At 54.7% G+C, this 24,009-nt stretch carries 29 protein-coding genes; 16 read left to right on the top strand and 13 right to left on the bottom strand.

Annotation, left to right across the window (positions count from 1 at the left end; genetic code table 11):
- The first annotated feature begins 6 nt into the window (after positions 1-6).
- Genes MVO87_RS01430 through MVO87_RS01440 form a run of 3 tightly spaced genes read left to right on the top strand, consistent with a single transcriptional unit; the run spans position 7 to position 5,609 of the window.
- Positions 7-3,630: an ATPase, T2SS/T4P/T4SS family gene (locus MVO87_RS01430; protein WP_297551945.1), complete on the top strand. Its 3,624-nt coding sequence runs from the start codon at positions 7-9 to the stop codon at positions 3,628-3,630.
- Positions 3,631-3,639: 9 nt separating this feature from the next.
- A complete protein-coding gene (locus tag MVO87_RS01435) occupies positions 3,640-4,692 on the top strand; it encodes a type II secretion system F family protein (protein ID WP_297514352.1) in 1,053 nt (350 codons plus the stop codon).
- Positions 4,693-4,697: 5 nt separating this feature from the next.
- The gene (locus MVO87_RS01440) at positions 4,698-5,609 is read left to right on the top strand and encodes a type II secretion system F family protein (protein WP_297514355.1); all 912 of its coding nucleotides are present in this window, start codon (positions 4,698-4,700) and stop codon (positions 5,607-5,609) included.
- Here MVO87_RS01440 and MVO87_RS01445 read toward each other — a convergent pair.
- Positions 5,565-6,065, bottom strand: coding sequence for an FKBP-type peptidyl-prolyl cis-trans isomerase (locus MVO87_RS01445; RefSeq protein ID WP_297514358.1), 501 nt, complete (start codon positions 6,063-6,065; stop codon positions 5,565-5,567). The genes MVO87_RS01440 and MVO87_RS01445 overlap by 45 nt on opposite strands.
- Positions 6,066-6,190: 125 nt before the next feature.
- On the opposite strand from MVO87_RS01445, the gene MVO87_RS01450 reads away from it, so the two are divergent.
- Positions 6,191-6,487 (top strand): hypothetical protein, encoded by a 297-nt coding sequence (locus MVO87_RS01450; RefSeq protein WP_297514377.1) that lies wholly within the window; start codon positions 6,191-6,193, stop codon positions 6,485-6,487.
- Here MVO87_RS01450 and MVO87_RS01455 read toward each other — a convergent pair whose 3' ends face one another.
- A complete protein-coding gene (locus tag MVO87_RS01455; protein WP_297514361.1) occupies positions 6,488-6,979 on the bottom strand; it encodes a DUF2118 family protein in 492 nt (163 codons plus the stop codon).
- A 72-nt stretch (positions 6,980-7,051) separates the two neighbouring features.
- Between MVO87_RS01455 and MVO87_RS01460 the strand changes: the two genes are divergently transcribed.
- Genes MVO87_RS01460 through MVO87_RS01480 form a run of 5 tightly spaced genes read left to right on the top strand, consistent with a single transcriptional unit; the run spans position 7,052 to position 11,060 of the window.
- The gene (locus MVO87_RS01460) at positions 7,052-7,972 is read left to right on the top strand and encodes a DUF4129 domain-containing protein (protein ID WP_297514364.1); all 921 of its coding nucleotides are present in this window, start codon (positions 7,052-7,054) and stop codon (positions 7,970-7,972) included.
- Positions 7,950-8,402: a hypothetical protein gene (locus tag MVO87_RS01465; protein ID WP_297514367.1), complete on the top strand. Its 453-nt coding sequence runs from the start codon at positions 7,950-7,952 to the stop codon at positions 8,400-8,402. Before MVO87_RS01460 ends, MVO87_RS01465 begins: the two co-directional genes overlap by 23 nt.
- A complete protein-coding gene (locus MVO87_RS01470; RefSeq protein ID WP_297514369.1) occupies positions 8,380-9,333 on the top strand; it encodes an AAA family ATPase in 954 nt (317 codons plus the stop codon). The genes MVO87_RS01465 and MVO87_RS01470 overlap by 23 nt, the downstream gene beginning before the upstream one ends.
- Before the next feature lie 9 nt (positions 9,334-9,342).
- On the top strand, positions 9,343-10,635 hold the full coding sequence (locus tag MVO87_RS01475; RefSeq protein ID WP_297551947.1) for a DUF58 domain-containing protein: 1,293 nt from the start codon (positions 9,343-9,345) through the stop codon (positions 10,633-10,635).
- Positions 10,632-11,060, top strand: coding sequence for a hypothetical protein (locus MVO87_RS01480; RefSeq protein ID WP_297551949.1), 429 nt, complete (start codon positions 10,632-10,634; stop codon positions 11,058-11,060). Before MVO87_RS01475 ends, MVO87_RS01480 begins: the two co-directional genes overlap by 4 nt.
- Here MVO87_RS01480 and MVO87_RS01485 read toward each other — a convergent pair.
- Positions 11,050-11,880 carry a carbohydrate kinase family protein gene (locus tag MVO87_RS01485; protein ID WP_297551951.1) on the bottom strand — a complete coding sequence of 277 codons (831 nt, stop codon included), beginning with the start codon at positions 11,878-11,880 and terminating at the stop codon, positions 11,050-11,052. The two genes, MVO87_RS01480 and MVO87_RS01485, sit on opposite strands and share 11 nt — an antisense overlap.
- Positions 11,881-12,014: 134 nt before the next feature.
- Here MVO87_RS01485 and MVO87_RS01490 point away from each other — a divergent pair, with 134 nt between their 5' ends.
- The 3 genes from MVO87_RS01490 (at position 12,015) to MVO87_RS01500 (ending at position 14,183) form a co-directional block, all read left to right on the top strand.
- Positions 12,015-13,514, top strand: coding sequence for a carboxypeptidase M32 (locus tag MVO87_RS01490; protein WP_297552009.1), 1,500 nt, complete (start codon positions 12,015-12,017; stop codon positions 13,512-13,514).
- Positions 13,515-13,605: 91 nt separating this feature from the next.
- A complete protein-coding gene (locus tag MVO87_RS01495) occupies positions 13,606-13,842 on the top strand; it encodes an antitoxin VapB family protein (protein ID WP_297513007.1) in 237 nt (78 codons plus the stop codon).
- The gene (locus tag MVO87_RS01500; protein ID WP_297551952.1) at positions 13,815-14,183 is read left to right on the top strand and encodes a type II toxin-antitoxin system VapC family toxin; all 369 of its coding nucleotides are present in this window, start codon (positions 13,815-13,817) and stop codon (positions 14,181-14,183) included. The genes MVO87_RS01495 and MVO87_RS01500 overlap by 28 nt, the downstream gene beginning before the upstream one ends.
- Here MVO87_RS01500 and MVO87_RS01505 read toward each other — a convergent pair.
- On the bottom strand, positions 14,176-14,520 hold the full coding sequence (locus MVO87_RS01505; RefSeq protein ID WP_297513011.1) for an ASCH domain-containing protein: 345 nt from the start codon (positions 14,518-14,520) through the stop codon (positions 14,176-14,178). The genes MVO87_RS01500 and MVO87_RS01505 overlap by 8 nt on opposite strands.
- 9 nt (positions 14,521-14,529) lie before the next feature.
- Positions 14,530-15,642, bottom strand: coding sequence for a geranylgeranyl reductase family protein (locus tag MVO87_RS01510; RefSeq protein ID WP_297551953.1), 1,113 nt, complete (start codon positions 15,640-15,642; stop codon positions 14,530-14,532).
- A gap of 60 nt (positions 15,643-15,702) precedes the next feature.
- Here MVO87_RS01510 and pcp point away from each other — a divergent pair, with 60 nt between their 5' ends.
- Positions 15,703-16,302, top strand: a complete 600-nt coding sequence (pcp, locus tag MVO87_RS01515) for a pyroglutamyl-peptidase I (protein WP_297551954.1) — start codon at positions 15,703-15,705, stop codon at positions 16,300-16,302.
- Here the strand turns inward: pcp and MVO87_RS01520 are convergent.
- Positions 16,288-16,617, bottom strand: a complete 330-nt coding sequence (locus MVO87_RS01520) for a hypothetical protein (protein ID WP_223211968.1) — start codon at positions 16,615-16,617, stop codon at positions 16,288-16,290. The genes pcp and MVO87_RS01520 overlap by 15 nt on opposite strands.
- Before the next feature lie 118 nt (positions 16,618-16,735).
- Between MVO87_RS01520 and MVO87_RS01525 the strand changes: the two genes are divergently transcribed.
- Positions 16,736-18,742 carry a DUF460 domain-containing protein gene (locus MVO87_RS01525; RefSeq protein WP_524540264.1) on the top strand — a complete coding sequence of 669 codons (2,007 nt, stop codon included), beginning with the start codon at positions 16,736-16,738 and terminating at the stop codon, positions 18,740-18,742.
- 32 nt (positions 18,743-18,774) lie between these two features.
- Positions 18,775-19,386 carry a DUF2238 domain-containing protein gene (locus MVO87_RS01530; protein WP_297551959.1) on the top strand — a complete coding sequence of 204 codons (612 nt, stop codon included), beginning with the start codon at positions 18,775-18,777 and terminating at the stop codon, positions 19,384-19,386.
- A 10-nt stretch (positions 19,387-19,396) separates the two neighbouring features.
- Here the strand turns inward: MVO87_RS01530 and MVO87_RS01535 are convergent, their stop codons facing one another.
- Entirely contained in the window at positions 19,397-19,696 is a 300-nt protein-coding gene (locus MVO87_RS01535) for a transcriptional regulator (RefSeq protein WP_297551961.1), read from the bottom strand.
- A gap of 4 nt (positions 19,697-19,700) precedes the next feature.
- The gene (locus MVO87_RS01540) at positions 19,701-20,315 is read right to left on the bottom strand and encodes a hypothetical protein (RefSeq protein ID WP_297551963.1); all 615 of its coding nucleotides are present in this window, start codon (positions 20,313-20,315) and stop codon (positions 19,701-19,703) included.
- A gap of 126 nt (positions 20,316-20,441) precedes the next feature.
- Between MVO87_RS01540 and MVO87_RS01545 the strand changes: the two genes are divergently transcribed.
- A complete protein-coding gene (locus MVO87_RS01545; RefSeq protein ID WP_297514193.1) occupies positions 20,442-21,203 on the top strand; it encodes a hypothetical protein in 762 nt (253 codons plus the stop codon).
- Here the strand turns inward: MVO87_RS01545 and MVO87_RS01550 are convergent.
- From MVO87_RS01550 to MVO87_RS01570, 5 genes are all read right to left on the bottom strand, one after another.
- The gene (locus MVO87_RS01550) at positions 21,200-21,823 is read right to left on the bottom strand and encodes a CPBP family intramembrane glutamic endopeptidase (protein ID WP_297551964.1); all 624 of its coding nucleotides are present in this window, start codon (positions 21,821-21,823) and stop codon (positions 21,200-21,202) included. The genes MVO87_RS01545 and MVO87_RS01550 overlap by 4 nt on opposite strands.
- Positions 21,816-22,112: a transcriptional regulator gene (locus MVO87_RS01555; protein ID WP_297514188.1), complete on the bottom strand. Its 297-nt coding sequence runs from the start codon at positions 22,110-22,112 to the stop codon at positions 21,816-21,818. The genes MVO87_RS01550 and MVO87_RS01555 overlap by 8 nt, the downstream gene beginning before the upstream one ends.
- A gap of 1 nt (position 22,113) precedes the next feature.
- Positions 22,114-22,683: a hypothetical protein gene (locus MVO87_RS01560; RefSeq protein ID WP_297551966.1), complete on the bottom strand. Its 570-nt coding sequence runs from the start codon at positions 22,681-22,683 to the stop codon at positions 22,114-22,116.
- A 62-nt stretch (positions 22,684-22,745) separates the two neighbouring features.
- Positions 22,746-22,940, bottom strand: coding sequence for a TIGR04140 family protein (locus MVO87_RS01565; protein WP_297514201.1), 195 nt, complete (start codon positions 22,938-22,940; stop codon positions 22,746-22,748).
- A gap of 70 nt (positions 22,941-23,010) precedes the next feature.
- The gene (locus tag MVO87_RS01570; protein WP_297514181.1) at positions 23,011-23,988 is read right to left on the bottom strand and encodes a TIGR00269 family protein; all 978 of its coding nucleotides are present in this window, start codon (positions 23,986-23,988) and stop codon (positions 23,011-23,013) included.
- Between the last annotated feature and the right edge of the window lie 21 nt (positions 23,989-24,009).

The following is a 24,009-nucleotide window of genomic DNA, read 5'->3' on the forward strand; positions in this document are numbered from 1 at the left end:
GAGTTCGTGTTCGGCGAGAAAAAGAAGAAGGGGGAGGGGTTCTCCTGGATAGACGAGATACTCTCCGGCAACGAGGACCCTCTTGAGAAGGTTCTCAAGAAGAAAGAGGAAGAGCCACCCCTCCCATTTTCATCTTCCGGTGGAAGCCTTGAGGACATACTTGGGGGCGTTTCAAAGGATAAGCCAAAAGAGGGGTCAAAGAAGACCGGTGCTGACCTTTTAAGCTCCATACTCGGGGGGAAGGAAGAGGCTCCAGCACAGAAGCGGGAGCAGTCAACACCCGAAACTGGTGCCGACCTGCTGAGTTCTCTCTTGGGGGGCTCCTCGACCCCCCAGCCGAAACCGAAACCCAAGCCAGTTGAATCAAAAGTCTCACGTTCACCCCCACTTCCCGCGGCAAAGGATAGCGAGACCGGTGCCGATTTCCTGAGCGAGATTCTTTCAAAACCCGAACCTATTCCCACCCCACCCGCGAAGAGCGTTTCCCAGCCTGCTGGGAAGCCCTCCGCTAATATACAGGACATCCTTGGGGCATCTGCCCCAGAAGAGCCCTCCTTTGCCGGCAGGGGTGAAGTTTTGGACGCATACGGCAACGTCCGTATAATCAAGGTTAAGGGTGAGCCTGTCCCAATCTACGAGGTCCGCTTCCCCAAGCTCAGCAGGGAGGAGCAGCAGCTCTTCAGGCGCATTAAGGAGAGGGCCATAACCGAGATTCAGATAGACCCAACGGCGATACCCAACCCAGAGGAGCGGAGGAAGGTCTTCCTCAACGCGGTGAAGAAGATGATTAAGGAGGAGGCCCCCCACTACTCGGAGGGCAGGATTGAGGTCTTGGCCGACATGATAGTCCAGCAGATGATAGGCTACGGTAAGCTTGACCCGCTCGTCAGGGATGACAACCTTGAGGAAATTATGGTCATCGGAACGGGAAGGCCGGTCTACGTCTGGCACAGGCGCTTCAACATGTGTAAAACCAACATAACTTTTCCCGAGGAGAAGGAGATACTCAACATCATCGAGAGGATAGCGAGGGAAGTCGGCAGGAGGATTGACCAGCAGAGCCCGCTCCTCGACGCCCGTCTCCCGGACGGAAGTCGTGTTAACGCAACGATTCCTCCGATAAGCCTCGACGGTCCGACGATAACCATCCGTAAGTTCAAGAAGGACCCGCTTACCATAATCGACCTCATCAAGTACGGAACTATAAACTCCGAGATAGCGGCATTGTTCTGGGTCTTCGTTGACGGCCTTGGGGTTAAGCCTGCCAACGTTCTCGTCGCTGGGGGTACTGGTTCCGGAAAGACGACGATGCTGAACTCCCTTGGAATGTTCATCCCACCGAGCGAGCGCGTCATAAGCATAGAGGATACAGCGGAGCTCCAGCTCCCTGTCGAGCACTGGATAAGGCTTGAGACGAGGCCACCGAACCTCGAGGGTAAGGGAGAAGTCACTATGGACGACCTCGTCAAGAACACCCTCCGTATGCGTCCCGACAGAATCATCGTCGGTGAGGTTCGTGGCCCAGAGGCAAGGACGATGTTCACGGCAATGAACACGGGCCACAATGGAGCCCTCTACGACTTCTCGGTTATCCAGCTCTCGGACGGCCGCTTCGTCCTCATTGGCTACCTGCTTGAGGAGCTCTTTAGGAAATACTCCGAAAGGATTGAAACCTATAAGGATTTGGAGTACGTGGTTCTCGATGAGAAGGATAGGTTCGAAGTCGTCAGCGTCGGCCCGGACCTCAAGGCAGGAAAGCACGTCGTTTCGAGGGTCTGGAGGAGGAAGGTTAGAGAGGGAGAAAAGCTCATCCGCGTGAGGACTAGAACGGGCAACGAGGTGATACTCACCAAGACCCACCCCTTCTTCGTGTTCTCGAACGGCGACGTGGTGAGAAAGGAAGCAGAAAGGCTCAAGCCCGGCGACAGAGTGGCCGTGATGAGAAAGCCTCCAAGGCCGCCGCAGAGGAGGGCAATCATCAACCCCGAGGTTTATGCGGGAATAAGCGACTACTATCTAATCCCCAACGGAAACGGCCTCGTGAAGGTTCCGAACGACGGCATTCCTCCCGAGATGGCGCAGTATCTACTCTCAATCAACTCGAAGCCCGTGAAGCTCGTCCGCGAGGTAAATGAGAGCCTTTCCTACGCCGTTGGAGTCCTCCTCGGAGACGGCTATATCTCCTCGGACGGCTACTACATTTCGGCCACCTTCGACGATGAATCCTACATGAAGGCCTTCACCTCCGCCATCTCAGAGTTCCTTCCCGAGAGCGAGCCGCAGGTAAAGCGTGAACCCGCTTACACGGTGGTAACCTACGGCTCAAGGCCCTTCGCCGAGTTCCTTCACAGGGCCTTCGGAATACCCAAGGGGCGCAAGGAGAGCCTCGACGTTCCCGACCTGGTTCTCTCGAACGACGACCTGCTGAGGCATTTCATAGCGGGTCTCTTCGATGCCGATGCATACATAGACGAGAACGGCCCTGCTGTCGTCCTGACAACGAGGAGCGAGAACCTCGCGAGGAAGGTCTGGTACGCCCTTCAGAGGCTTGGAATAATAAGCACCGTCTCCCGCGTGAAGAACAGAGGTTACAAGGAGGGCGTAATATTCAGGGTCACGGTCAGGGGAGTTGAAGACCTGATTAGATTCCACCGCTCAATACCGCTCAGGCACTCGAGGAAGAGGCAGAAACTTGAGGAGCTCATCAGAAAGTACCGCTCCTATCGCGGAAAGAGAACCGACCGCGTTCCAATTTCACCGGCAATGCTCGAACCCCTCAGGAGAAGGCTCAACCTTACGGTTTCGGAGCTTTCGAAGCTCGCCTCAAGCTACGCCCGCGAGAAGGTCTCGGAGAGCCTCATAAGGCACGTTGAGAAGGGAAGGATGAAGGAAATCAGGCGCTCCGCGCTCAGGGGCATAGCGCTCGCCCTCCAGCAGGTTGCGAGCGACCTTGGGGATGAAGAGACCTGGGTTCAGGCGAAGAGGCTTGAGCTCATCGCTGACGGCGACGTCTACTGGGACGAGGTTGTAAGCGTTGAGGAAGTTGAGCCTGGGGAACTGGGCATAGAGTACCTCTACGACCTGACCGTTGAGGAGGACCACAACTACGTCGCCAATGGAATCCTTGTGTCGAACTGTATGGGAACAATCCACGCAAACAGCGCCCGTGAGACGATAGTCAGGCTGGAGAGCCCGCCGATGAACGTTCCGAGGATCATGATTCCTGCCCTTGATATAATCATCATGCAGGTCCGCTTCCACAGCAGGAAGAAGGGAACAATAAGGCGCGTTACGGAGATAGCTGAGGTTTCAGGAATGGAGGGTGAGAGCATACAGCTCAACAAGCTCTACAAATACGACCCGGCCAAGGATGAACTCGTCCCCACTGGAGTTCCGAGCAGAACCCTTAACACCCTTGCCCACCATACTGGTATGAGCATGAAGGAGATAGAGCTTGAGATTGAGAAGCGCAAGATAATCCTTGAATGGATGATTGAGAACGGCATCAGGAGCATGGACAAAGTTGGCTACTACATCAGGCAGTTCTACATTGATGAGGAAGGTCTGATGAAGAAGATAGCCTCCGAGAGTAGCATCGAAACCAGCAAGCAGATTCAACGGATGATGTGAGGTGTTACCATGGGGCTCATGGAATTCCTTGAGAAATTGGGTGGCAAGACGATAGAGATTACCGAGAAGCCCCTCCGTCGCGTTCCACAGGGTAAGTCTATCCAGGAAAGGCTCCGTGCCCTCAAGGAGCTCCAGAAGGAGATAGAGCAGGAAAAGATGCAAAGCGAACAGGAAAGACTCGTTGAGGAGGTCATCGAGTGGCGTAAGGAGGAGATTAGCGAATCGTTCTCCGAGAGGCTTGCTGATGTAGTGCTCAAGTACTTCCGGGGCCCCGTTGAGTCCCTTACGAACTCCATCAAGGGCCTCGACCAGGACCTGTACCGGGCGAGCATCTTCATGCCCAAGGAGAAGTACGTAGCCTACATGCTCGGTGTCGCCATGATATCCGGGTTCTTCGGTTTCGTGTTCGCGTACCTTCTCTACATGCCGATAGACACCTCAATACTCATAGGGCTCCTCGGGTTCATAGGCGGGTTCTTCTACATGAGACAGTACCCCAAGATGGTGTGGAGGAAGCGCGTGGCCGAAGTTGAGAGGGCAATGCCCTACGCTCTGAGGCACATGGCGTCCCTCCTCAGCGCCGGCGTTGGTATAGCGGAGGCAATACTGTCGGTTGCGAAGGCGGATTACGGGGTTCTCTCAGAGGAGTTCGAGCTAATCCTGAGGGACATGAGGACAGGTTCCTCCTTCGAAGACGCCCTCACCAAGTTCGAGGAGAAAATGGCCTCTGAGAACATAAGCAGGGTCGTTAAGCAGATTTTGAGGGCAGTCAAGTTCGGTGGAAACCTTGCGGAGATACTCTACAAGCTCGCCGAGGACTTCTCGTTCGAATACAGGATGAAGCTCGTTGAGTACGTCCAGAAGGTCAACGGTATAGCGTTCATCTACATGTTCATGACCATCGTCATGCCGACGATGTTCGTCGTGGGTGTCCTTGCAGGTTCAGTGATGGCCCAGCAACTGATATTTGACATCCAGACCCTCGCGATTATCCTAATCCTAGCCTTCCCGGCGATGTCCCTGATTATCATCAACATGATTAAGAAGGCTGAACCGAGGTGAGGGTGTTGGCCAGTAAGGGAATTTCATCGCTCCTCGTTGCGCTGGTTGAGAAAATAATCCCCGAGAAACACCTCAAGCGCTATGAACTCTACATTTATTCAGCCGGTATAAACTTCCTCGCGGCGGAATACTTGGTGGTCTCCTTCCTTATAGGCGTTATCGCGGGGCTCCTCGTTTCCATGTTGACCAACGGGCTCTACGGGCTCGTTGCTTTCGTTGGTGGCTTCCTCGGCATGGCGTTCGTCTATCCTTACTGGAGGATATCCAAAAGAATCGAGGACATGGAGAAGAACCTGCCAGATGCGTTCTTCTATCTGGCCAGCTCTCTTAGGGCGGGTATATCCTTCTCCGAGGCGCTGGAAGAGCTAACGACCGCCAAGTTCGGTGCCCTCACCGAGGAGTTCAAGAAGACCGTCGCGGAGATAAAGAAGGGCCGTTCAACGGTGGATGCCCTCAGGGCCTTTGCCATAAGGAACAGGAAGTCCCAGGTTATCTACCGCTCGATGATGATTATCATAGAGGCCCTCGAAAGGGGAGCGCCGATGAGTGACGTTCTGGTGTTTGTTGGAAACGACGTGCGTGAAATCCTCAGGATAAAGCAGGAGAGAAAGGCCTCTACTGGAATGCAGGCGATGTTCTTTATAATCACAAGCGGTTTTGTGGGTCCACTAATCCTCGGCATAGTCACAAAGGTCATGGCATCAATGAGCGGTCCGGGAACCGGAGTTAATCTGCCCGTTGACTCAATGGCGAACATACTGTTCATCTTTGTGATAGTCCAAGCTTTTGTCTCTGGACTCGGAATAGGGGTAATAAGAGAAGGGAGCTACAGTGCCGGTTTAAAATACTCAGCACTGCTTGTTGCAATGGGTTCAGTTATCTTCAAGGGTGCTTCCCTTATCAACATCGGCTTCTGACTTCTTTACCTCTATTACCTCGACCTCGAAAATCAGCGTTTTTCCTGCCAGGGGGTGGTTGAAGTCAAGGGAAACCATGTTTTCCTCGACCTTCAGAATCTTAGCTATCCCCGAGTCGGTCATGACGTAGAGCCCTTCCTGTGGCTCAAGGCCCGCCCTCGTGAACTCTTCGACAGGAACCTTGATGATGAGCTCCGGGTTTGGCATGCCGTAGGCTTTCTCCGGAGGAACCGTGACGGTCTTCTTCTCCCCCGGCTCCATGCCGATGATGGCCTCGTCGAGGCCCGGGATAATCTCACCAACACCAATCCTGGCCCACATTGGACCGTACTCCCTCTCTTCAACGTAAACACCGTGTTTCATAGCGAGTTCCTCTATGCTCGTGTCGAAAACTTCACCGTTCTCAAACCTTCCAACGTAGTTGAACAGAACGTAATCGCCAGCTTCAACCTTCATTTCCTTCAACTCCAAAAATTGCTTCACTGGGACTTACTTCGACCCCTTATAACCCTTTTGGTTCCTTGCTTTCTCGTGCGGTAAGTATATAAGACCCTTTGCCCAATGTTATAACGGTGATTGATATGGGATACCTTTCTGACGTCCTTCGGGACGAGTACAGTAACCTTGAGGTTCGTGAAGTCTACTCTTCGAAGCTCGGGGAAACGGACGTTGAGATAGTTGAAGTGAGCTCTGGCGGTGAGAAGTTCATCGCGATGTTCCAGAGCATTCCGGTTAAGGACGAAATCTACAAATGGTCCCTAATCATAACCAGCGCCCACAACACGCGCACGATAAAAGGAATGGACAGGCTCGACGCCATAAACCTCGCGCTGAAGTCGAGCATCGATGCGATGATAAAGGGAATAAAGGGCGAGTGACTATTCCTCGGGGAGGATGTAGTAGACGTAGTGGGGTCTGTTCGTTATCTCGTCAATGAACACTACGGTCCCGTTCCTCGGCGGCTTCAGGTAGTGGACTTCCCCTTTTCTCGTCGTTACTGCAGCGAAGGCGTCCCCCGTTCTAACCCTGTTTCCGACGTTCGCTATCAGCGTTTTGGTGAAGCCCTCAACGGGGAGAAGCATCAGCTCGTCGCCTTTCTTGAGGTAAATCCTTGTCCTGCCGTCTGGGAGAACGAGAACCGCGTCGGCGCTCATCCTGTTGGTGGTTCTGTCCACGTAGAGGTAAAAGCGGTCGTAGACCTCCTTGATTAGGAACTTCGCTTTCTCCCCTATGAAATCCGGAACTGCGTCTCCTTTTTTAAGCCACACCTCGACGTTGCCGTCTATTATCACGCACTCCCTCGTTGTTTTTCCGTTCTCAACGCACTCCTCCCTTTTGCCTTCAACGTAGAGCTTCGGAACCCTCTCCATGCTCTCACCTGAATTTTTACTGGCTCGTAAACCTTTTAAACCTCTCCCCGTTACAATTCCCAGTGGCTCAAAATGTCCACTAAAGTCAGGTTTGTTGCGTTGCTGACAATAGCGGTAATCCTGATGTCGCTCCTGATGGCGAGCTATTCCTTTTCGGCGCCGCATAAGAAAAACCCTGAAGCGGCCGATTTCCTGACGTTTGTTATATTCTTTGGAGTTTTCGTCGGGCTTTTGATTCTCGTAGTGCTCGCGCTCTACATGAGGGATTTGCCTGGAGCCCGGAAGAGACTCAAGTTCATGCCAGATGAGGGATTTTCCCTGAGGAATATCATTTCAGCCTTTGTATTCGGCTTTATTTTAACGATTCTATTTCGGGTTATATTCTCGGGGGGTGGGCCAGGAGTTCTTCCGCCCAACTCTACGAACTGCATTCCAGTCAACGGCACTCTCAACTCGACAAACATTACTGTTAACTCGACCAACTGCACCATCGTTCCTGATGTCGGTCCTCTCATAGGCGGGAACGGCAACTATACGACGAAGTTCCTCAATCATCCAGTGGCAACTCATCTCTGGCTTGTCTTTTTACTCCCGATTCTTCTCGGGCTCGTTTACCTTGCGTACTACTACATAAAGCTGGCCAGGGAGAAAGTTGAGAGGAAGAGAAAAATCGAGAAGGCAGTTGAATTTGATAAGGCATTGGATGAGCTCGGCCTTGAAAGGTTCTCCGACCCGAAGGAGGCGATAGTTGAGATTTACAAGAACGCCGTGCTGTGGCTCGAGGGACTCGGCGTGCCCTACAGGGAGAGCTGGACCCACTGGGAGCACGCCGAGCATGTGAAGTACATGCACGATGCCTTCGTCGAGCTCACAAAGCTCTTCGAGAAGGCGAAGTACGCCCCCGAGAGGCTGAGCTGGAGTGACGCTGAAAGAGCCCTTGAGGTTTACAACAGGCTGAGGGGGAAGGCCCGTGAGCTTGCGGAAGCTGATTGAGGGGCACAAAGGGAGAGTCGTGGTTGTTGCAGTGCTCCTGTTGCTCTCAATCGCCCCGGGTGAGTACTACGTACGCTGGATTAGCGCGGTGGCGCTGGCAGTTTTCCTCGGCGCCGTCCTGATAGGGGAGGACGTGAAGATTCCCCACAGGAGGGGCGTCTCGGAGGTCGAGTACATCAGGAAGAGGCCCGACTTTGAGAGGGCCCTAACCATCGTGAAGCGCGCTAAAAAAGGTGGCTCTGGAAAATTAATCGAGGAAGAACTGCTGGAGATGCTCTACATCCTGACGGGCAGGAGCTACCACGAGCTCCGCGCCAATCCTCCCGAGGCGTTGAGGGTCTTCTACTCATCTCGCAACCCCTACGAGGGCCTCAAGAGGGCCCTAAAGGTTTTGGAGGCTGAGCTGGATGAAGATAGAAGAGGTTCATGAGAAGTCCAACCTCATCCTGAACGAGGTTGGGAAGGCGATAGTCGGGAAGAGAAACGTACTGAAGATGATACTCACGACGATTTTGGCCGACGGCCACGTCCTGCTCGAAGATTTACCAGGTCTCGCAAAAACGCTGATGGCTAAGAGCTTTGCAAGAGCCCTCGGCCTCGAATTCAAGCGCGTTCAGTTCACGCCCGATTTACTGCCCAGCGACATACTCGGTGTCTCGGTCTTCAACCAGAAGACCCTTGAGTTCGAGTTCAGGAAGGGGCCAATCTTTACGAACATCCTCCTCGCGGACGAGATAAACCGTTCCCCGCCGAAGACGCAGAGCGCTTTACTTGAGGCGATGCAGGAGCGTCAGGTCACGATAGAGGGCAACACCTACGAGCTTCCAAAGCCCTTCGTCGTCATAGCGACGCAGAACCCGATAGAGCAGGAGGGAACCTACCCTCTCCCCGAGGCCCAGCTCGACCGTTTCCTCGTCCGCCTCCGCGTGGGCTACCCGACGAAGGATGAAGAGAAGGAAATCCTCAGGAGGAGAATGGAGCGCAAGAGGGAGGACGTGGACATAACGCCGGTTGTGACGCCTGAGGAAGTTCTTGAGATGCAGAGGGTCATCGAGGACGTCTACATCAGCGACCCGATACTCGACTACATCGTTGACATAGTCGAGATGACGAGGAGGGACAAGAGGAGCGTTGAAATAGGCGCCTCCCCGAGGGGAAGCCTAGCCCTCATGAAGCTCTCCAGGGCCTACGCGGCAATAGAGGGCAGGGATTATGTTATCCCCGACGATGTAAAGGCCGTTGCCGTCCCCGCTTTGGGCCACAGGCTCATTCTCAAGCGCGAGCTCTGGTACACAAAGGTTTCACAGGAGAGCGTCATGGAGAAGCTTCTCGAGAAGGTTCCCGTTCCCAAGTTCGAGTGAGGGGTGAGCATGCAGGGCCTCACGGGAATCCAGTACCAGCCATCGGCGGTCAGGCTCGAGGAAGAGGAGGAAGAGGCCGAGCTTTCACCAACATCGAAGCTGGCCCTCTACCTGATAGCCGTCTGGGTTATCCCGATAACCTCTTTCCTTCTCCTCCGCTGGAGCCTCGTTTACCTCGTCCTTCCCTATCTGACGCTTCTCTCAGTTTCCTACCTGTTCTTCAAGCCGAGCGGAAAGGTTGAGGTCTGGCGCGTGGTTCACCACAACCGCTTCCTCGAGGGGCAGGAGGTTGAAATCGAGGTCCACGTGAAGACCGACTTCAGGGTGGACTACCTCTACGTGCGCGACCTCGTTCCGGGCCTGGAAACAATCGGAAAGCCCGAGAAGGTCTTCTCCCTGAAGCCGGGCGAGGAGGGAGTCCTCAGGTACAGGGTCAAGATGAAGCGCGGAATCCACAGCTTCGAGGGCTTCCGCGTGGCCTACCGAGACCCCTTCGGCTTCTTCTCATCCGACAGGTTTGTTGACCACTTCACGGAGATAGTTGGAGTTCCAATCCTCTACGACGTTCAAACGCCTTACTCAACGAGGGGAACGAAGATAACGATAGGTCCCCTCCCGTCCCCGCTCATCGGCGAGGGCCTGGAGTTCCACGCCATCAGGGAGTACCAGCCCGGCGACCCGCTCAAGATAATCAACTGGAAGGCCACCGCGAGAACCGGGAGGATAATGGTCAACGAGTTCGAGAGCGAGAGGAAGGTTGACGTCGTTTTCATCGTCGACGCGTCGAAGCACAACGAGCCCGTCTTCGACTACCTGATACGCGCCGCGGCGTCGCTCATGCTCAACGCCCTCAACGACGGCACGAGCTTCGGTCTCCTCCTCGCGGAGAAGGTCCCCCTCTGGGTCCGCATTGACTACGGAAAGAGGCACTTCTTCAAGTGCATAGACTTCCTCAGCACCGCCCGGCCGGACGAGAACAACATAATCGCCTACCAGGTCGAGCACCTCGTCAAGACCGCGCTCCCGCCGAGGGCCCAGATAATCTACTTCTCGCCCCTCCTGACGGAGGAGAGCAGGCAGGCCCTCAAGATACTCGCCGAGTTCGGCTACAACGTTGTCGTGATAAGCCCCAACCCCAACAGCCTCTACGAGCCAAAAACGGAGGAAGAAAAGCTCGCCATGGAGCTCGTCCAGCTCAAGAGGAAGGTCGTCCTGAAGAGCCTCGCCGGCTATGGCATCATAATCGACTGGGACGTCATGAAGCCCCTCAAGGTCGCCATAGCGGAGGTGGTCGGCAAATGATTAGGAAGCTCCTTTCCGCGGGCTTGTTCATCCTCTTCGCGTTTTTCGTTTACATGGATTTTAGCCCCGGTATTGAGCTCATTCTCGTGTTGTCCCTGGCCATAGTGGCCCCTCTATGGGAGTCAGTCGGGTATCTTTCCCTCGCATTTCTGGGATTTTTGCTGGTTTATCGCTCGATAGGGGGCTTTGTGGGTATTTTTACGCTAATATTCGCCATCGAGTACGTTGAATCAATTCACCTCGCCAAGAGGAACGCCCCTGCTGAGCACTACTATGTCCTCTTTGCGGGAACTCTCCTCGCGGTGCCTGTTTACTACTTCGCCTACCTGCTGTCCCTTTACGCTCCGAGCCTCGTTAACACGGTTGTGGGGGCAGTCTTCATAGTGCTCCTCTACGTCCTCTTCTACCTCGTCGTCAAACGCTGATGCTCCAGCTTCCCCTTTTTTTCAAAACCTCCCGCGCCCGCTGGAGGCCGAGCCTCGCGCACTCCTCAAGCGCTTTCCCCTTCACGAGTCCAGCAAGAAAGCCACCCGCGAAGGCATCGCCTGCACCGGTTGGGTCAATTTCCCCCTCAACAGGAAGCGCCGGGAACTCGTGGAAGTCGCCGTCGTAAATCAGGACTCCCCTCTCCCCCCTCGTTATAACAACAAGCTCCGCCCCCCAGGAGTACAGCTCCTCGGCGGCTTTTCTAACGTCATCAAGCCCTGTGATTAGCCTCGCCTCCCTCTCGTTTGGAAAAACTGCGTAACTTATAGATACGAGCTCCCTCACGAGCTCGGGCTTTCTCCGGTAGTCCTCGTAATAGGTCGGGTTGAAGTCGAGGCTCACCTTCTTCCCTTCCAGCCTCCCAAGGACCTTCAACTGCTCCTCGGGCGGAATCGGGGCCACGTGAAAGATTTTTGCCTTGAGATAATCCTCAGGAATCAGCGTCTCGCCCATTCTCTCGGCAACACCCATCTCGACCGGTGACTCGACGCTTCCGTCTTCCCTGTAAATTACCCAGATGTGAATCGTCTTTCCGGGCAGGATTTGAACTCCCCTGATGTCAACGTATTGAGCCAATTTTTCAAGCCACTCCTTTGGAAAATCCTCTCCGACTTTCGTGACGAGACCGACATTTGCTCCCGCCAGTGCGGCGGAGGTTGCAACGGCCGCCGCGGCCCCTCCGGGCATCTCGATTCTCCTCCCGTCCGGGAAGACTATCGTGTCTATCGAAACGTGACCGAGGACAACGAGCTCGACCATTCTACCACCTCTCTTCAATTTCGCCCATTCCTTTAAGCCGTTTCGGGGCATTGTAATCAATTTCTAACTTTCCGTTTAGATGCTTGTCGAAAAAGGTTAAAAAGTTCCGTTCCCAAAATTCAGCGGTGATTGCAATGGAGAGCGTTTTCCAGAACGAGACGATTAAGGAGATTCTGGCCAGGTACAGGCGGATATGGGCAATCAACCACGCCCAGAGCGTCCTCAGCTGGGACATGGAGGTGAATATGCCGAAGGAGGGAATCCTCGAGAGGAGCGTTGCTCAGGGCGAGCTTTCCGTCCTCAGCCAGGAGTTCCTCCTCAAGCCGGACTTCGTTGAGCTCGTCGAGAAGGCCAAGGGCATAGAGGACCTCAACGAGTACGAGCGCGGTGTCGTTCGCGTCCTCGACCGCTCGATAAGAATCAGCAAGTCCTTCCCGCCCGAGTTCCTCAGGGAGATGAGCGAGGTCACGAGCCAGGCAACTAAAGCCTGGGAGGAGGCAAAGAAGAGCAACGACTACTCCAAGTTCGAGCCCTGGCTCGACAGGATAATAGACCTCGCCAAGCGCGCCGCTGAATACCTCGGCTACGAGGACGAGCCCTACGACGCTTTGCTGGACATGTTCGAGGAGGGCCTCACCACCAAGGAAGTCGAGAGGATGTTCGACAAGCTCGAGAAGGAACTCAAGCCCCTCCTCGAAAAGATAATGGAGGAAGGCAAGGTCCCGAGGGAGCACCCTCTCGAGAAGGAGAAGTATGAGAGGGAGCAGATGGAGAAGGTGAACCTTTGGATTCTCGAGAAGTTCGGCTTCCCGCTCGGAGTCCGCTCCCGCTTGGACGTCTCCGCCCACCCGTTCACGACCGAGTTCGGAATCCGCGATGTTAGAATAACCACGCGCTACGAGGGCTACGACTTCAGGAGGACGATACTGAGCACGGTTCACGAGTTCGGACATGCCCTCTACGAGCTCCAGCAGGACGAGCGCTTCATGTTCAGCCCGATAGCCGGCGGGGTTTCCCTTGGAATCCATGAGAGCCAGAGCCGCTTCTGGGAGAACATTATCGGCCGCTCAAGGGAGTTCGCGGGGCTAATCTACCCCGTCCTGAAGGAGAACCTGCCCTTCATGTCCAACTACACGCCTGAGGACGTTTACCTGTACTTCAACATCGTTCGCCCGGACTTCATCAGGACGGAGGCCGACGTCGTCACCTACAACTTCCACATACTCCTCCGCTTCAAGCTTGAGAGGATGATGCTCAACGAGGGCGTTAAGGCCAAGGACCTGCCAGAGCTCTGGAACGAGGAGATGGAGAAGCTCCTCGGCATAAGGCCGAAGACCTACGCGGAGGGAATCCTCCAGGACATCCACTGGGCGCACGGAACGATAGGCTACTTCCCGACCTACAGCATCGGAACGCTCCTCGCGAGCCAGCTCTACTACCACATGAAGAAGGACATCCCAGACTTCGAGGACAAGGTGGCTAAAGCGGAGTTCGAGCCCATCAAGGCCTGGCTGAGGGAGAAGATACACCGCTGGGGAAGCATCTACCCGCCGAAGGAGCTCCTCAGGAAGGCTATCGGCGAGGAGCTGAACCCGGACTACTTCATCAGGTGGGTGAAGGAGAGGTATCTGTGATTTCTTTCTTTCCTTTAGTGAAGCAGGTTTTCAAGTCTGTGCTAGCAATGTTTAAATGTGATGCATGCACACAATGCATTGGTGGAAGACCATGGTTAAGACGATAACAATTTCGGACGACGTTTACAATGAACTCGTCAGGATTAAGGGCAAGAAGTCCTTCAGTGAACTGTTTCGGGAGCTCTTAAGGGAGAAGAAAGGAAACGTTGATGCCCTGCGCCATCTGAAAGGAATTCTGAGTGAGGAAGAGTACCGAGAAACAAAGAGAAAGCTCAAAGAGATTGAGGAGGAGTTTGAGAAATGGGGGCAGTCCTTGACACAAACGTGATAATTGAAATCGCTAGGGATAACGAGGAAGTCTTTGAACAAGTCACGGCTTTAGACAACACCTTCTACATAGCTTCCATAACAAAGTTCGAGATTCTCCTCGGAATGCCCAAGAAAGACGAGCTCATATGGCTTGAAACGCTCATCGAGCTCCCCTTTGATGGGAAATGCGCGGAAATGGCGGCATATCTCCACAAGAAACTGAGAGAAAAAGGGAGGCCAATGTCCCTAAGGGACCTGTTCATAGCGTCAATTGCGATTGTTAATGGCCTGCCGATAATAACCTTGGACAGCGACTTCGAGGTTTTGAAGGAATTGGGCTTTGAAGTTTACATTATTTAGGCTCTCCAATCCACGCTACCGGCTCGACCTCTATCGCAACCACGCCGTACTTCCTCTCCTTCTCCTCGGAATAAAAGCGTCTGTAGACCTTAACGCCTTCCTCGATGCTTTTCACCCCTGGCAGGACGTTCTCCAATCCTTCTTTCCCCAGCATCTCCCGGAAGGACGAGTAAACCCTCAGGTCCTTCACGACGCAGACGAGCCTGTTCTCGAAGACTATCTCGTCGCCCGGCTTTATCGCTTGTCTCTTCTCGTCGTACAGGCGACCTTCAATCTTCTTTCTTCCCTCGGCTATCGCCTTTAGGTACTCCTCCTGAAGGCCCATCTTCCACCTCATGCTCCCACCTCACAGCAGGGCTTTAATCAGGCTCGGGCTGACCTTTATGAGCTTTGTGAGGAGCTTGGGCCTTTTGAGTATCGCCTTTGCGGTTCTCAGGTGGTCGTCGAAGTCCGCCTGTGACTCTATTACTTCTCTGGCTTCCTCACTACCGAGGACTTCAAAGATTCTCTCTATCGCCTCCTGGTCGAGGCTGAGGAAGAGCCTTCTGAACCTGAGGCCAAAGCTTACCTGCTTCCTCACCCACGAGCAGTAGTTCCAGTAGTTCCCGGGCCTGCCCTCGAGTAAGGCCTTCCTCAGGCTCTCGGCGCAGAGCATCCCGTAGACTATCCCCCCAGCGGTCGTCGGTTTTATCTGAAGGGCGGAATCACCAACGAGCGCCACGTTGCCCCGCACCCAGGGCTTCCTCCAGCCGAGGCCGACGGTTCCGGCCTTGAACTCGAGAACCCTCGTGGGTTCTAACCTTCTGAGCCGTAGAAACCTGTTCAGGGCCTCTATGCTTCCGAAGGTTCCAACTCTGGCCGTTTCGCCGTATATCGGCGCCACCCACGCGAAGAAGTCGGGCGTTATCTCCTTGTTCACCCAGACCTCAACACTTTTTCTCTCAAACTCGCCAAGAACCTCAACCTCGTAACCGCTGAGGAACTCGGCCTTCGTCTTCGCTCCCATTGCCTTCGCCACCGTGCTGTTCACGCCGTCGGCCCCGACGTAGAAGTCCGCCTTTACCTCAAGCGTCTCCCCGAGGTGCTGGAGAATAGCTTTCCCGTTTTTGAAACCCTTGAAAGTCGTGCTCATCAGGTAATCGGCGCCCCTCCGCATAGCCCTCTTCGCGAGCTCCCTCTCGAGAGTCTTCCTGTCCACGAGATACGCTTGGGGACTCTTCCTCCCAATCGAAAAGCTCTGGATTCGCGAGTAGAAAGTTGCCCCGTAAAGCTCGTTCAGGACGGCTTTTTTTGGCAGTCCAAGCCTCTCGTAGTTCTCGGCTCCGATTATGCCGGTGCAGGCCTTCCCCCCGAAGGAGTTCTTCCTCTCGACGACGGCGACGCTGTAATCCCTGGCGAGAAGGTTAGCGAGATAATTGCCAACGGGGCCACCTCCAATGATTAGGACGTCGTACCTCATCTTCACCCCTCGCCTGGAGTAGCTTTTAAACCCTAAAAACCTACCCTTTCGGGTGGTTCCATGAAGGTTCTGGTCACCGGCTTCGAGCCCTTCGGCGGTGAGGAGATAAACCCCTCATGGGAGGCCGTTAAGGCACTTCCCGACGAGCTCAACGGCGCAACGCTCCTGAAGGTTCGGCTACCGGTTTCGTTCAAGAGGGTTAGAGAGATTCTGCCGAGGCTAATCGCCAGGGAGAAACCCGATATCGTCCTCCTGACAGGCCAGGCAGGCGGAAGGCCGAACGTGACCGTCGAGAGGGTCGCGATAAACGTGATGGATTCCACGATGCCGGACAACGACGGCTTTAAGCCGGAGGACGAGCCGGTATTCGAGGGCGCTCCAGATGCATACTTCGCCACGATACCAATAAAAGCCGTTGTAAAGGCCCTAAGGAAGGCCGGAATCCCGGCCGGCGTTTCCAACACTGCCGGAACCTACGTCTGCAACACCGCGATGTTTACAGCTTTGCACACAATAGCCGTATCTGGAATGGAAACGAGGGCGGGCTTCATCCACGTGCCCTTCAGCCACGAGCAGGCCCTTGAGAAGCCGAGGCCGTCGATGGCGCAGGAAACGATAAACGAGGCGATAAGGAAAGCGCTGGAGTTACTCCTTGAATAGCTCGTTGAAGTCAATCTCGTAGACGACGGAGCCGTTAAAGCTCTGGGCCTCCTTGAACCTCGCTATGAGTGAGCTGAAGGTCTCGACGAGGGCTCCCCTTATTTCGCTCATTATTTTCTCCGCGTCCTCTCTCGTGCCTGCCTTGAAGACTTTCTCAGTCAGCTCGTTGAGGCCGAGCTCCTCGCCCCTAATCCTGACCTTGGGGTCAAAGCCGTCGACTATGGCCTTCAGCTCCTCGTCCAGGTCGAGTTCCCTGACCCTGACGATGTACTCCCCGCTCACGATGTCGTACTTTTTGTCAAAGACGAGGCGCATCTTCACCCTATCACCCCGGAGTTGAATATAACTCAAGGGCTAAATAACGGTTTTGGTGAAACTTTAAGCCCCCTCAGCCAAACCATTAAAAAGCCACCCGCGTCACTTCCGTTGGAGGGTGGTGCTCATTCTCATCATCGGCCTTGACGTCGTCGGCGAGAACCCGAAACGCTTCGCGGTCGTGAGCTGGTACAACGGGAAACTCGAGCGAAAGGGTGAGTTCACACTCTACCGCTTAATCCGCTTCATCCAGGCGAAGAGGCCTGATATAGTTGCTATAGACAGCGTCACCGAGCTCGGTGACGACCTGCGGAAGTTCCTCCGCGCCCTCCCGCCGGGCACGAAGCTCGTCCAGGTAACGGGAAGGCCCGGCGAGCAGCGCTCACTCCAGAGCCTCGCGAGGGAGCACGGTATAAGAACGACCGACAGGTTCGACCCTTATGAGGAGGCCAAGCTCTCCGCCCTGCTCGCGAGTAAGGGAGTCGGCTACGAGGTTTTGGCCTTTGAGGACGAGGTCATAGTCAAGGTAACCAGGGGAAGGAGTCACGGCAAGGGTGGATGGAGCCAGGACAGGTATAGAAAGCGCGTTCACAACCTCATCCGCGACAAGGTTAGGGAAATCGAGGACAGGCTGAGGAGGGCTGGGGTTCCCTTCGACCTCGAGACCGAGGAGAAGGACTACGGCTTAGCCAGAGGCGAGTTCAGAATCTACGCGAGCAGGGAAGAGCTCGCTGGAATCGTGAGGCCTATGCGAGGCGGCGACGTCGAGGTCAGGATTTATCCCGTCGAGAGGGCCGAGCTCGGTTTTGCTCCCCTTAAGGGCGAGGAGGCCGTAAGGGAGAGGCGGAGCGTCATCGTTGGCATAGACCCGGGCATAACGGTTGGAATAGCGGTAATAGACCTCAACGGCAACGTGCTGGCGCTCCACAGCGAGAGGAACATGCCGGTCGGCGAGGTCTTCAGGTTCATAAGCGAGATCGGGCACCCGGTTATAGTTGCCACCGACGTTTCCCCGGCCCCGGGTTTTGTCGAGAAGATAGCCCGCTCCTTTAAAGCTAATCTCTTCGTCCCGAGGGAGAGCTTAAGGGTCGAGGAGAAGAACGAGCTGTTGAGGAGCCTTGGCGTCAAAGTTGACGACGACCACCAGCGCGACGCTTTGGCCGCCGCCTACAAGGCCTATCTCCGCTTAAAGCCTAAGCTCGAGCACGTCGAGGCGAAGCTCCGCGAGGCGGGATTGAGCAAGAGGGCCGAGGAGGTGAAGGCCCTTGTAATCCAGGGCTACAACCTCGGCGAGGCGATGCAAAAAGTTGCGAGGCGCGAGAGGCCGAGGGAGGAGGAAGAGCCTGAGAGCGGAGAGAGCGTTGACGTCAGGCCCTACGTGAGGAAAATCCGCGAGCTTGAGGAGAGGATAGCGTTTCTTGAGAGGGAGAACGAGGAGCTTAGGGGCATCATCCGTGAGCAGAGGAGAACAATCGAGAGGCTTGAGCGCAGAATAGCGGATTATGACGAGGAAGTAAGGAGGAAGGTCCTCCGGGAGAGGGAGCTTGAGGCGAAGGTGAAGCGTATAGAACTCCTCGAAAAACAGCTGAGGGAAGCTAAAGCGGTCATCGAGAGGCTGAGCAGGGATTTGGTCAAGGTCAAGAGGATGAACGTCGTCGAAATCCGCGGTAGCGCGGTTCCGCTGAAGGTGTTAAGAGTTCTCAGCTGGCGCGAGCTCGAGAGGATAGAGCGCGAGGTGGGCCTGAGGAGGGGCGACGTCCTCTTCGTGGTGAATCCCGCAGGAGCTGGAAAAGCGATAGCGGAAGAGCTGGTGGAGAGGGGGATAAGGGCTTTGATAACCGAGAAGCCCCTCCCGGGGCCCGTCAGAGAAGTTCTTCGCGAGGCTCATCTGCCCTTCTTCACGAGCGAAGAGCTCGACGTCAAAAGGGTTGACGAGTTCGCGGTCGTTGAGCGGGAGACGCTGGAGCGGGCCATTGAGGAGTTGTTGGAGCGCTGGGCGGAGGAAGATAGGGAAAAAGAAGCTGAAAAGTTCCTCAGGCTTGTGGAGGAGTACCGGATTGAGCGCATTAAAGAGCTTAAGAGAAAGGCCGAGGAAGAGCTTGAAGCGGAGAAGAGGAAAAGGTAAGGGCTTTAAGCCCCAGCGCCCTACATATTCCGGTGACGGAAATCAAGCGGGAACGAATTGTTATGCTGTCCTCGCTCTTTCTGGTCTTCCTAGGCCTTTTGACGGCTTTGCTTAACGGGAGGAGCGACCACATTTACCGAACCTTGCTGGCAATGGCTGGTCTCTCGGTTCCCTTAGTCCTTCCGAGAAGGCTTCCGAACCCTCCCGAGAAGCTCAGGCCATTTTTGGCTCCAGTTTACGATGAAAAGACTATGGCGGTTCTTTCCATCTTCATAGCGGTTCACGTTTCGCTCGTAAACGTCCCGTTTACGGACTACGACCTTTTTCACAGGGACTGGAGGAACGCGGATATGATAAGCCACTTTCTCGGGGGACTTACGGTGTGGCTTATTACTGCCGAAATTCTCTCGGGCTTGAGGTCTCTTGGGATTAGCCTCACGAGAGGGCAAATAGTTGCATATTCCTTCGTGGTCTTTTACGAGTTATCGCTCGGCTGGGAGATTGCGGAAAAGCTGAGCGAGAACTGGATTGGTTTCATAGCGGAGAGCACCGCTAACAAGTTGCGAGACCTGCTCATGGACACCCTCGGGGCGCTCTTCGGGCTCTGGATGGTCTGGAGGAGGGATTATCCGTTTCCATTGTAAGCTGATGTAATCACCCTATCCCCTCGAGCACGCTTTTGAGGGCCCTCAGGTACCTCGCCGTCTCTTCCGCCCCCTTCTCCGTTATCCTCACCGCCGTTCTCGGCCTGTCGGCGAAGACCTTGTAGAGCTTTACGTAGCCCGCTTTTTCGAGGGTTCTTAGATGGGAGTCGAGGTTTCCCGGGGTTACCTCAAGAACTCCGAGGAGTTCCTTGAAGAGAACTTTTCCCCTCGGCAGGAGGTAGAGCATGATTCCCAGCCTTACGGGATTCCCGAGGACGTGGTTTCTCGTGAGCTCCCTGAGCGATTCCATCCTATCACCGTTCGATTGCTTTGAATGCTGAATAGAGGTACCAGAGTATTGTGAGGGCGAAGCTTAAGGCAACAGTGAAGCCGGCCCAAACCATGGCACCCGTTTCCATGTTCCACACGATTGGTATTCCCATCGCGGGTATCAAAAACGAGGGGATTATTTCCCGCTCTACCCCACTGTATCTGGCAAAGACCAGCCACATACCGAAGATCGAGAGCGTTATGAAGCTCAAGAAGCCCACTGCAAGGGCGGCGCCTTCACTCACACCTACTCCCATCCTTGGGATTATTCCCCATCCGAGGATTATTCCCGTTATCCAGGATACCATAACAAGGATTCCACTGGTTTTTGACCCCTCAATTTCCCTTCCGGTAACCCTTCTGAGCCTTTTAAGTTTCTTCCAGATTCTCCCCGTGAAGACCATTGCAACGGCAAAGCCCAGCGGCCAGTAGATTAGATTGAACTGCCAGGAAATATCAAAGATGCCCAGCATGACGTAGTACAGGAGCATTATCGATGACCACACCCCGAAGTTCATAGCTCCGTATATTTTTCCTGCCGCTATCAGCTTGCCTTCAACTCTCTCAAGAACGTTTCTAAGTTCGGTAACCTCCTCCATTTCCCTCACCCGAGAAGAATTTGGGCGTTCTCCTATTTATACCGTGGACTTTCTCTGAATCTCAGAGCGTCCCGGCCGGTTAAAATTTAAATAGCTCCCCTCCTAATTTTAAAAGGGTGGGACGTCGTGAGGGTTCTCAGCACGGGCATCCCCTTTCTTGACGAGGCCCTTGGAGGCGGTCTCCTCGAGGACAGCAACCTCCTGATAATCTACACAACGTACTCGCGAGGGTGGACCCTTGGTTTTGAGATTCTGAGACGCAGGATGGGTATGGGTGACTTTGGGGTTATCCTCGATTCAGTCCTTCCGATTACGCCCCTCCGTATGGAGCTAAGGGCAATAAACTTCGATATCGACGAGTTCGGAAGGAGGGGTGACCTTGCCGTTGTTGATATCTTCTCGTCCTTCTACGGCCTCGAGTATCTAGAGGGTTACATCTACACGGATCCGACCATAGACGGGAGCACCTTCCTTCCGAAGTACACCCGGCTCTACTACCGCGTTCTCAGGGAGAGGATCGGCGATAGAAGGCCGGTGGGAATAGATGTTACGGTTGACGGTCTCGCCTTTCTCCTCGGGGAGAAGAACTTCATCCGCGTTTTTCAGCGGCTTACGGCCCTCAAGGAGCGCGCCAGAATTTCAGAAAAGAGGAAGAGGCCCCTCAACATATTCCTCCTCAACAGGAGCCGCGCTTCAGATGAGCTCGTTTCCTGGATGTCCCTGTACAGCCAGTACGTCATAGAGTTCCAGCCCACGAATAAACCCGGTGTTGAAAGGATGATAGTCAGGAGCTCACCGCTCCCCGATTTCGAGCCGAGCGTCGAGGGCTATACTTTCAGGCTGGTAAAGGGAAGGGTCGAGATAGAGAAGCCGGAAAAGTTCCGTTAGTTTCTGTTTTTCTCTTTAAACCTTAAGACAATCAGTCCCGCCAAATTCGCCGAGGAGTGAAGCACGATTGCCGGGATTATGCCGCCGAGGACGAAGAGGTAGCCGGCCAGTGAGCCGAGAACGAAGGCCCCTCCGACAACTCCAATCTTCTGTCTTTTGCTTCCTTCGTAGGCCCTCCAGTGGGGCAGGGCGAAGAGCAAAGCGGAAAACAGGATAGCGCTCCAGAAGTGGTCGTAGCTCAAAAGATAGCCCTCGATGAGTCCCCTTGTGAAGGTCTCCTCCCCCAGAGGAGCTAGAATGAGGAGGAGAACAAGCCTTTCAACGCCCTCGGGCATGAACTCCTCCATCGGCACCGAGGGATTGCCTTCGAGCAGGTTGATTATAAGCGAGGCACCAAAGCCAAGAACAACTGCCTGGGGAATGTATTTGGAGCCTACATCGGGACAGAATCTCTCTGGCCCGCCCATGAGCTCAATCACCGCGAGAGACAGGGAGAACATCGTTAGCTGCATCGCGAAGCCCGCCTTTTTCGCCCACCTCCCGGCGACCAAGGTGGTAACGGCCCCTGAAGCGGATAAAATCAACAGCCACAGGGCAAAGGCAACCGCGAACTCAATCATTTCCGGCAACCTTCCTTAAAATTTTGAGGACTTCCCTGAGCTCTTCAATTCCCTCTTCGGTTATTTTGACGAACTTCCTCGGCCTCCTTCCAAAGCCATAGTATGTCCTAACGATTCCGGCCTCCTCAAGCGCCTTCAGGTGAAATTCAAGGTTTCCGGCGGTGAGCTTCAATGCTTTTCTCAGGCCTGCGAAGGTCGCCCTCTCCCTCGACAGCAGGTAGAGTGCTATTGCCAGCCTCGTCGGATTGCCGAGCGGAGACCTTGAAAGCTTTGCCAGTTCTTCGAGCATGTCACTCCCTCATTGCCCCCTTCAGGTGGAGGTAAGCCGTGAGCGAGAATGCGAAGGCAACGGCCATCATGGCGTAGCCAAAGCCCGTGTAGAGAGCCGTCGAGGAGAGCAGTATCACCCCTGCCAGCGCTGTCTTCCAGTCCCTTTTTCCAATGAAGATGAACTCAACGCCCGTCAGGAGGAACAGGCCGAGTCCTATGAAGACTAGCATCCACAGGCCATCATTCTCGGTGTACACGCTGGCAATCAGGGCCGAGAGAGGCCACACGATAACCTGGGCAAGAACATAACCCCTGGGCGTTTCCTCAATGCGTCCTAGGGCCTCTTCCAGCTGAATAACTCTTCTGAAGGTCTTTCTCTCTTCGGCGATGAATCCCACGACTGCCGCCAGCGAAAGCCACTGGATGGCGTTTCCTTCACTAATCCCGGCATACTTTGACAGGATTTGTGCGAGGAGGTAAACCCCGGGCATCGCCCACGCCCAGTAGAGGAAAACGCTCGCTCTATACGCCTTCTTCGCGAAGTTGAGCTCCCTCTCGATGGCCTTTAGAGCTTCACTGAGTTCCTCCATGCTCCCACCGAGAAAAGTTTTCCTAACTCCTTAAATACCCGCCCGGAAGTTTGGGGCGCAAACTAACCGCCGGCCCTCGCCAGGCGGAGCTTCCCCATGAAGCGCTCGATTTCTTTGGTGGGGCCTTCCACAAGAACCCGATTGAGGACTATCCCGTTCCTCTCGATGGTTCCGAGAAGGGTTAAGCCAACCCCAGCCCCGCTCTTCCGCCTTATCTCCTCAAGCTCCTCAAAGGGAATGGCCGTCTCGATAATCAGGGGGAACACCTGGTGAAGTTTAACAAGTTGTTCAGTATACTAAACAGGTCTTTATAAATGGCTGTTCAGTTTACTCGACCCTGAATGTCAGCCCCTTCTCTTTAGCTTTCCTCTCGACCTGAAGGCGGAACTGACAGGCCTTGCATATCTCTCCCGTCGTCGGCTGGCCGCATATCTTACAGCGGTTCAGCTCGCTGGTTTTTTTCGTGTAGGTCTTCGCTATCAGCGGGAAGAGCTTGTCGTAGCTCCTGAGTATCTGGTACTTCGTTCCAGGGTGTCTTTCCTCCATCTCGTTGAGCCAGTCGCGGATTTCGGCTCGGAAGGCCTCGACCGCGTAGGGGCACTCGCTCAAATCGACCTCAATGTTGTTCAGGACCGCGTAGAGGACAATCTCCTTCTCGGGAATCTCGCGGAGGGGCTTTATCCTCGGGACGAGCTCGGGGTGAATTTCCTCATAGTAGGGGCCCGTTCTCCCCAGTCTCGCTATGTCCCCACGAAGAATGTTCATTATGAACATCTGCACCTCGTCGTCGAGGTTGTGGCCGACGGCCAGCTTGTCGGCGCCGACGTCCTTGGCCGCGTAGTTGAGGAGCCAGCGCCTCCAGACACCGCAGTAGGAGCACGCGCCGACGCGTTCGCCCCTCTCAAAACTTCCCATTATCTCAACCGTCTCGTCGAGGGTAAAGCCAATGTATTCCTTAAAGGAATAAACGCGGTGCTCTATACCGAGCTTCTTCGCGTTCCTCTTCGCTATCTCAACACTTGGAGGCCTGTACCCGGCTATGCCCTCGTCAATGGTTATCGCGACGAGTTCAAACGGAAACTTCTCCCGGAGTTTAGCCAGGAGATGCATCAGAACGACGCTGTCCTTTCCTCCGGAAACCCCAACCGCTATTCGCTCGCCCTTTTCTATGAGGCGGTACTTCTTCACGGTCTCCTTGAACTTCTTCTCCACCATCTCGTTGAAGTGCTTGTGGCAGTAGTATCTTCCCGTGTAGCGTGCGTGGTAGACCGCTGGACGACCGCACTTGGAGCATTTGGCTGGCATGGGTTGCCCTAAGAAAAGGCT

The sequence above is a fragment of the Thermococcus sp. genome (genome assembly GCF_027063845.1).
In the GTDB taxonomy this organism is placed as follows: Archaea; Methanobacteriota_B; Thermococci; order Thermococcales; family Thermococcaceae; genus Thermococcus.

Coding starts and splice junctions, on each gene's coding strand:
- MVO87_RS01495 (WP_297513007.1), top strand. CDS start 13,606: ATGGTTAAGACGATAACAATTTCGGACGACGTTTACAATGAACTCGTC.
- MVO87_RS01535 (WP_297551961.1), bottom strand. CDS start 19,696: ATGGAATCGCTCAGGGAGCTCACGAGAAACCACGTCCTCGGGAATCCC.
- MVO87_RS01505 (WP_297513011.1), bottom strand. CDS start 14,520: ATGAGGTGGAAGATGGGCCTTCAGGAGGAGTACCTAAAGGCGATAGCC.
- MVO87_RS01510 (WP_297551953.1), bottom strand. CDS start 15,642: ATGAGGTACGACGTCCTAATCATTGGAGGTGGCCCCGTTGGCAATTAT.
- MVO87_RS01435 (WP_297514352.1), top strand. CDS start 3,640: ATGGGGCTCATGGAATTCCTTGAGAAATTGGGTGGCAAGACGATAGAG.
- MVO87_RS01550 (WP_297551964.1), bottom strand. CDS start 21,823: ATGATTGAGTTCGCGGTTGCCTTTGCCCTGTGGCTGTTGATTTTATCC.
- MVO87_RS01570 (WP_297514181.1), bottom strand. CDS start 23,988: ATGCCAGCCAAATGCTCCAAGTGCGGTCGTCCAGCGGTCTACCACGCA.
- MVO87_RS01480 (WP_297551949.1), top strand. CDS start 10,632: ATGATTAGGAAGCTCCTTTCCGCGGGCTTGTTCATCCTCTTCGCGTTT.
- MVO87_RS01500 (WP_297551952.1), top strand. CDS start 13,815: ATGGGGGCAGTCCTTGACACAAACGTGATAATTGAAATCGCTAGGGAT.
- MVO87_RS01540 (WP_297551963.1), bottom strand. CDS start 20,315: ATGGAGGAGGTTACCGAACTTAGAAACGTTCTTGAGAGAGTTGAAGGC.
- MVO87_RS01555 (WP_297514188.1), bottom strand. CDS start 22,112: ATGCTCGAAGAACTGGCAAAGCTTTCAAGGTCTCCGCTCGGCAATCCG.
- MVO87_RS01490 (WP_297552009.1), top strand. CDS start 12,015: ATGGAGAGCGTTTTCCAGAACGAGACGATTAAGGAGATTCTGGCCAGG.
- MVO87_RS01475 (WP_297551947.1), top strand. CDS start 9,343: ATGCAGGGCCTCACGGGAATCCAGTACCAGCCATCGGCGGTCAGGCTC.
- MVO87_RS01445 (WP_297514358.1), bottom strand. CDS start 6,065: ATGAAGGTTGAAGCTGGCGATTACGTTCTGTTCAACTACGTTGGAAGG.
- MVO87_RS01460 (WP_297514364.1), top strand. CDS start 7,052: ATGTCCACTAAAGTCAGGTTTGTTGCGTTGCTGACAATAGCGGTAATC.
- MVO87_RS01450 (WP_297514377.1), top strand. CDS start 6,191: ATGGGATACCTTTCTGACGTCCTTCGGGACGAGTACAGTAACCTTGAG.
- MVO87_RS01470 (WP_297514369.1), top strand. CDS start 8,380: ATGAAGATAGAAGAGGTTCATGAGAAGTCCAACCTCATCCTGAACGAG.
- MVO87_RS01485 (WP_297551951.1), bottom strand. CDS start 11,880: ATGGTCGAGCTCGTTGTCCTCGGTCACGTTTCGATAGACACGATAGTC.
- pcp (WP_297551954.1), top strand. CDS start 15,703: ATGAAGGTTCTGGTCACCGGCTTCGAGCCCTTCGGCGGTGAGGAGATA.
- MVO87_RS01520 (WP_223211968.1), bottom strand. CDS start 16,617: ATGCGCCTCGTCTTTGACAAAAAGTACGACATCGTGAGCGGGGAGTAC.
- MVO87_RS01560 (WP_297551966.1), bottom strand. CDS start 22,683: ATGGAGGAACTCAGTGAAGCTCTAAAGGCCATCGAGAGGGAGCTCAAC.
- MVO87_RS01455 (WP_297514361.1), bottom strand. CDS start 6,979: ATGGAGAGGGTTCCGAAGCTCTACGTTGAAGGCAAAAGGGAGGAGTGC.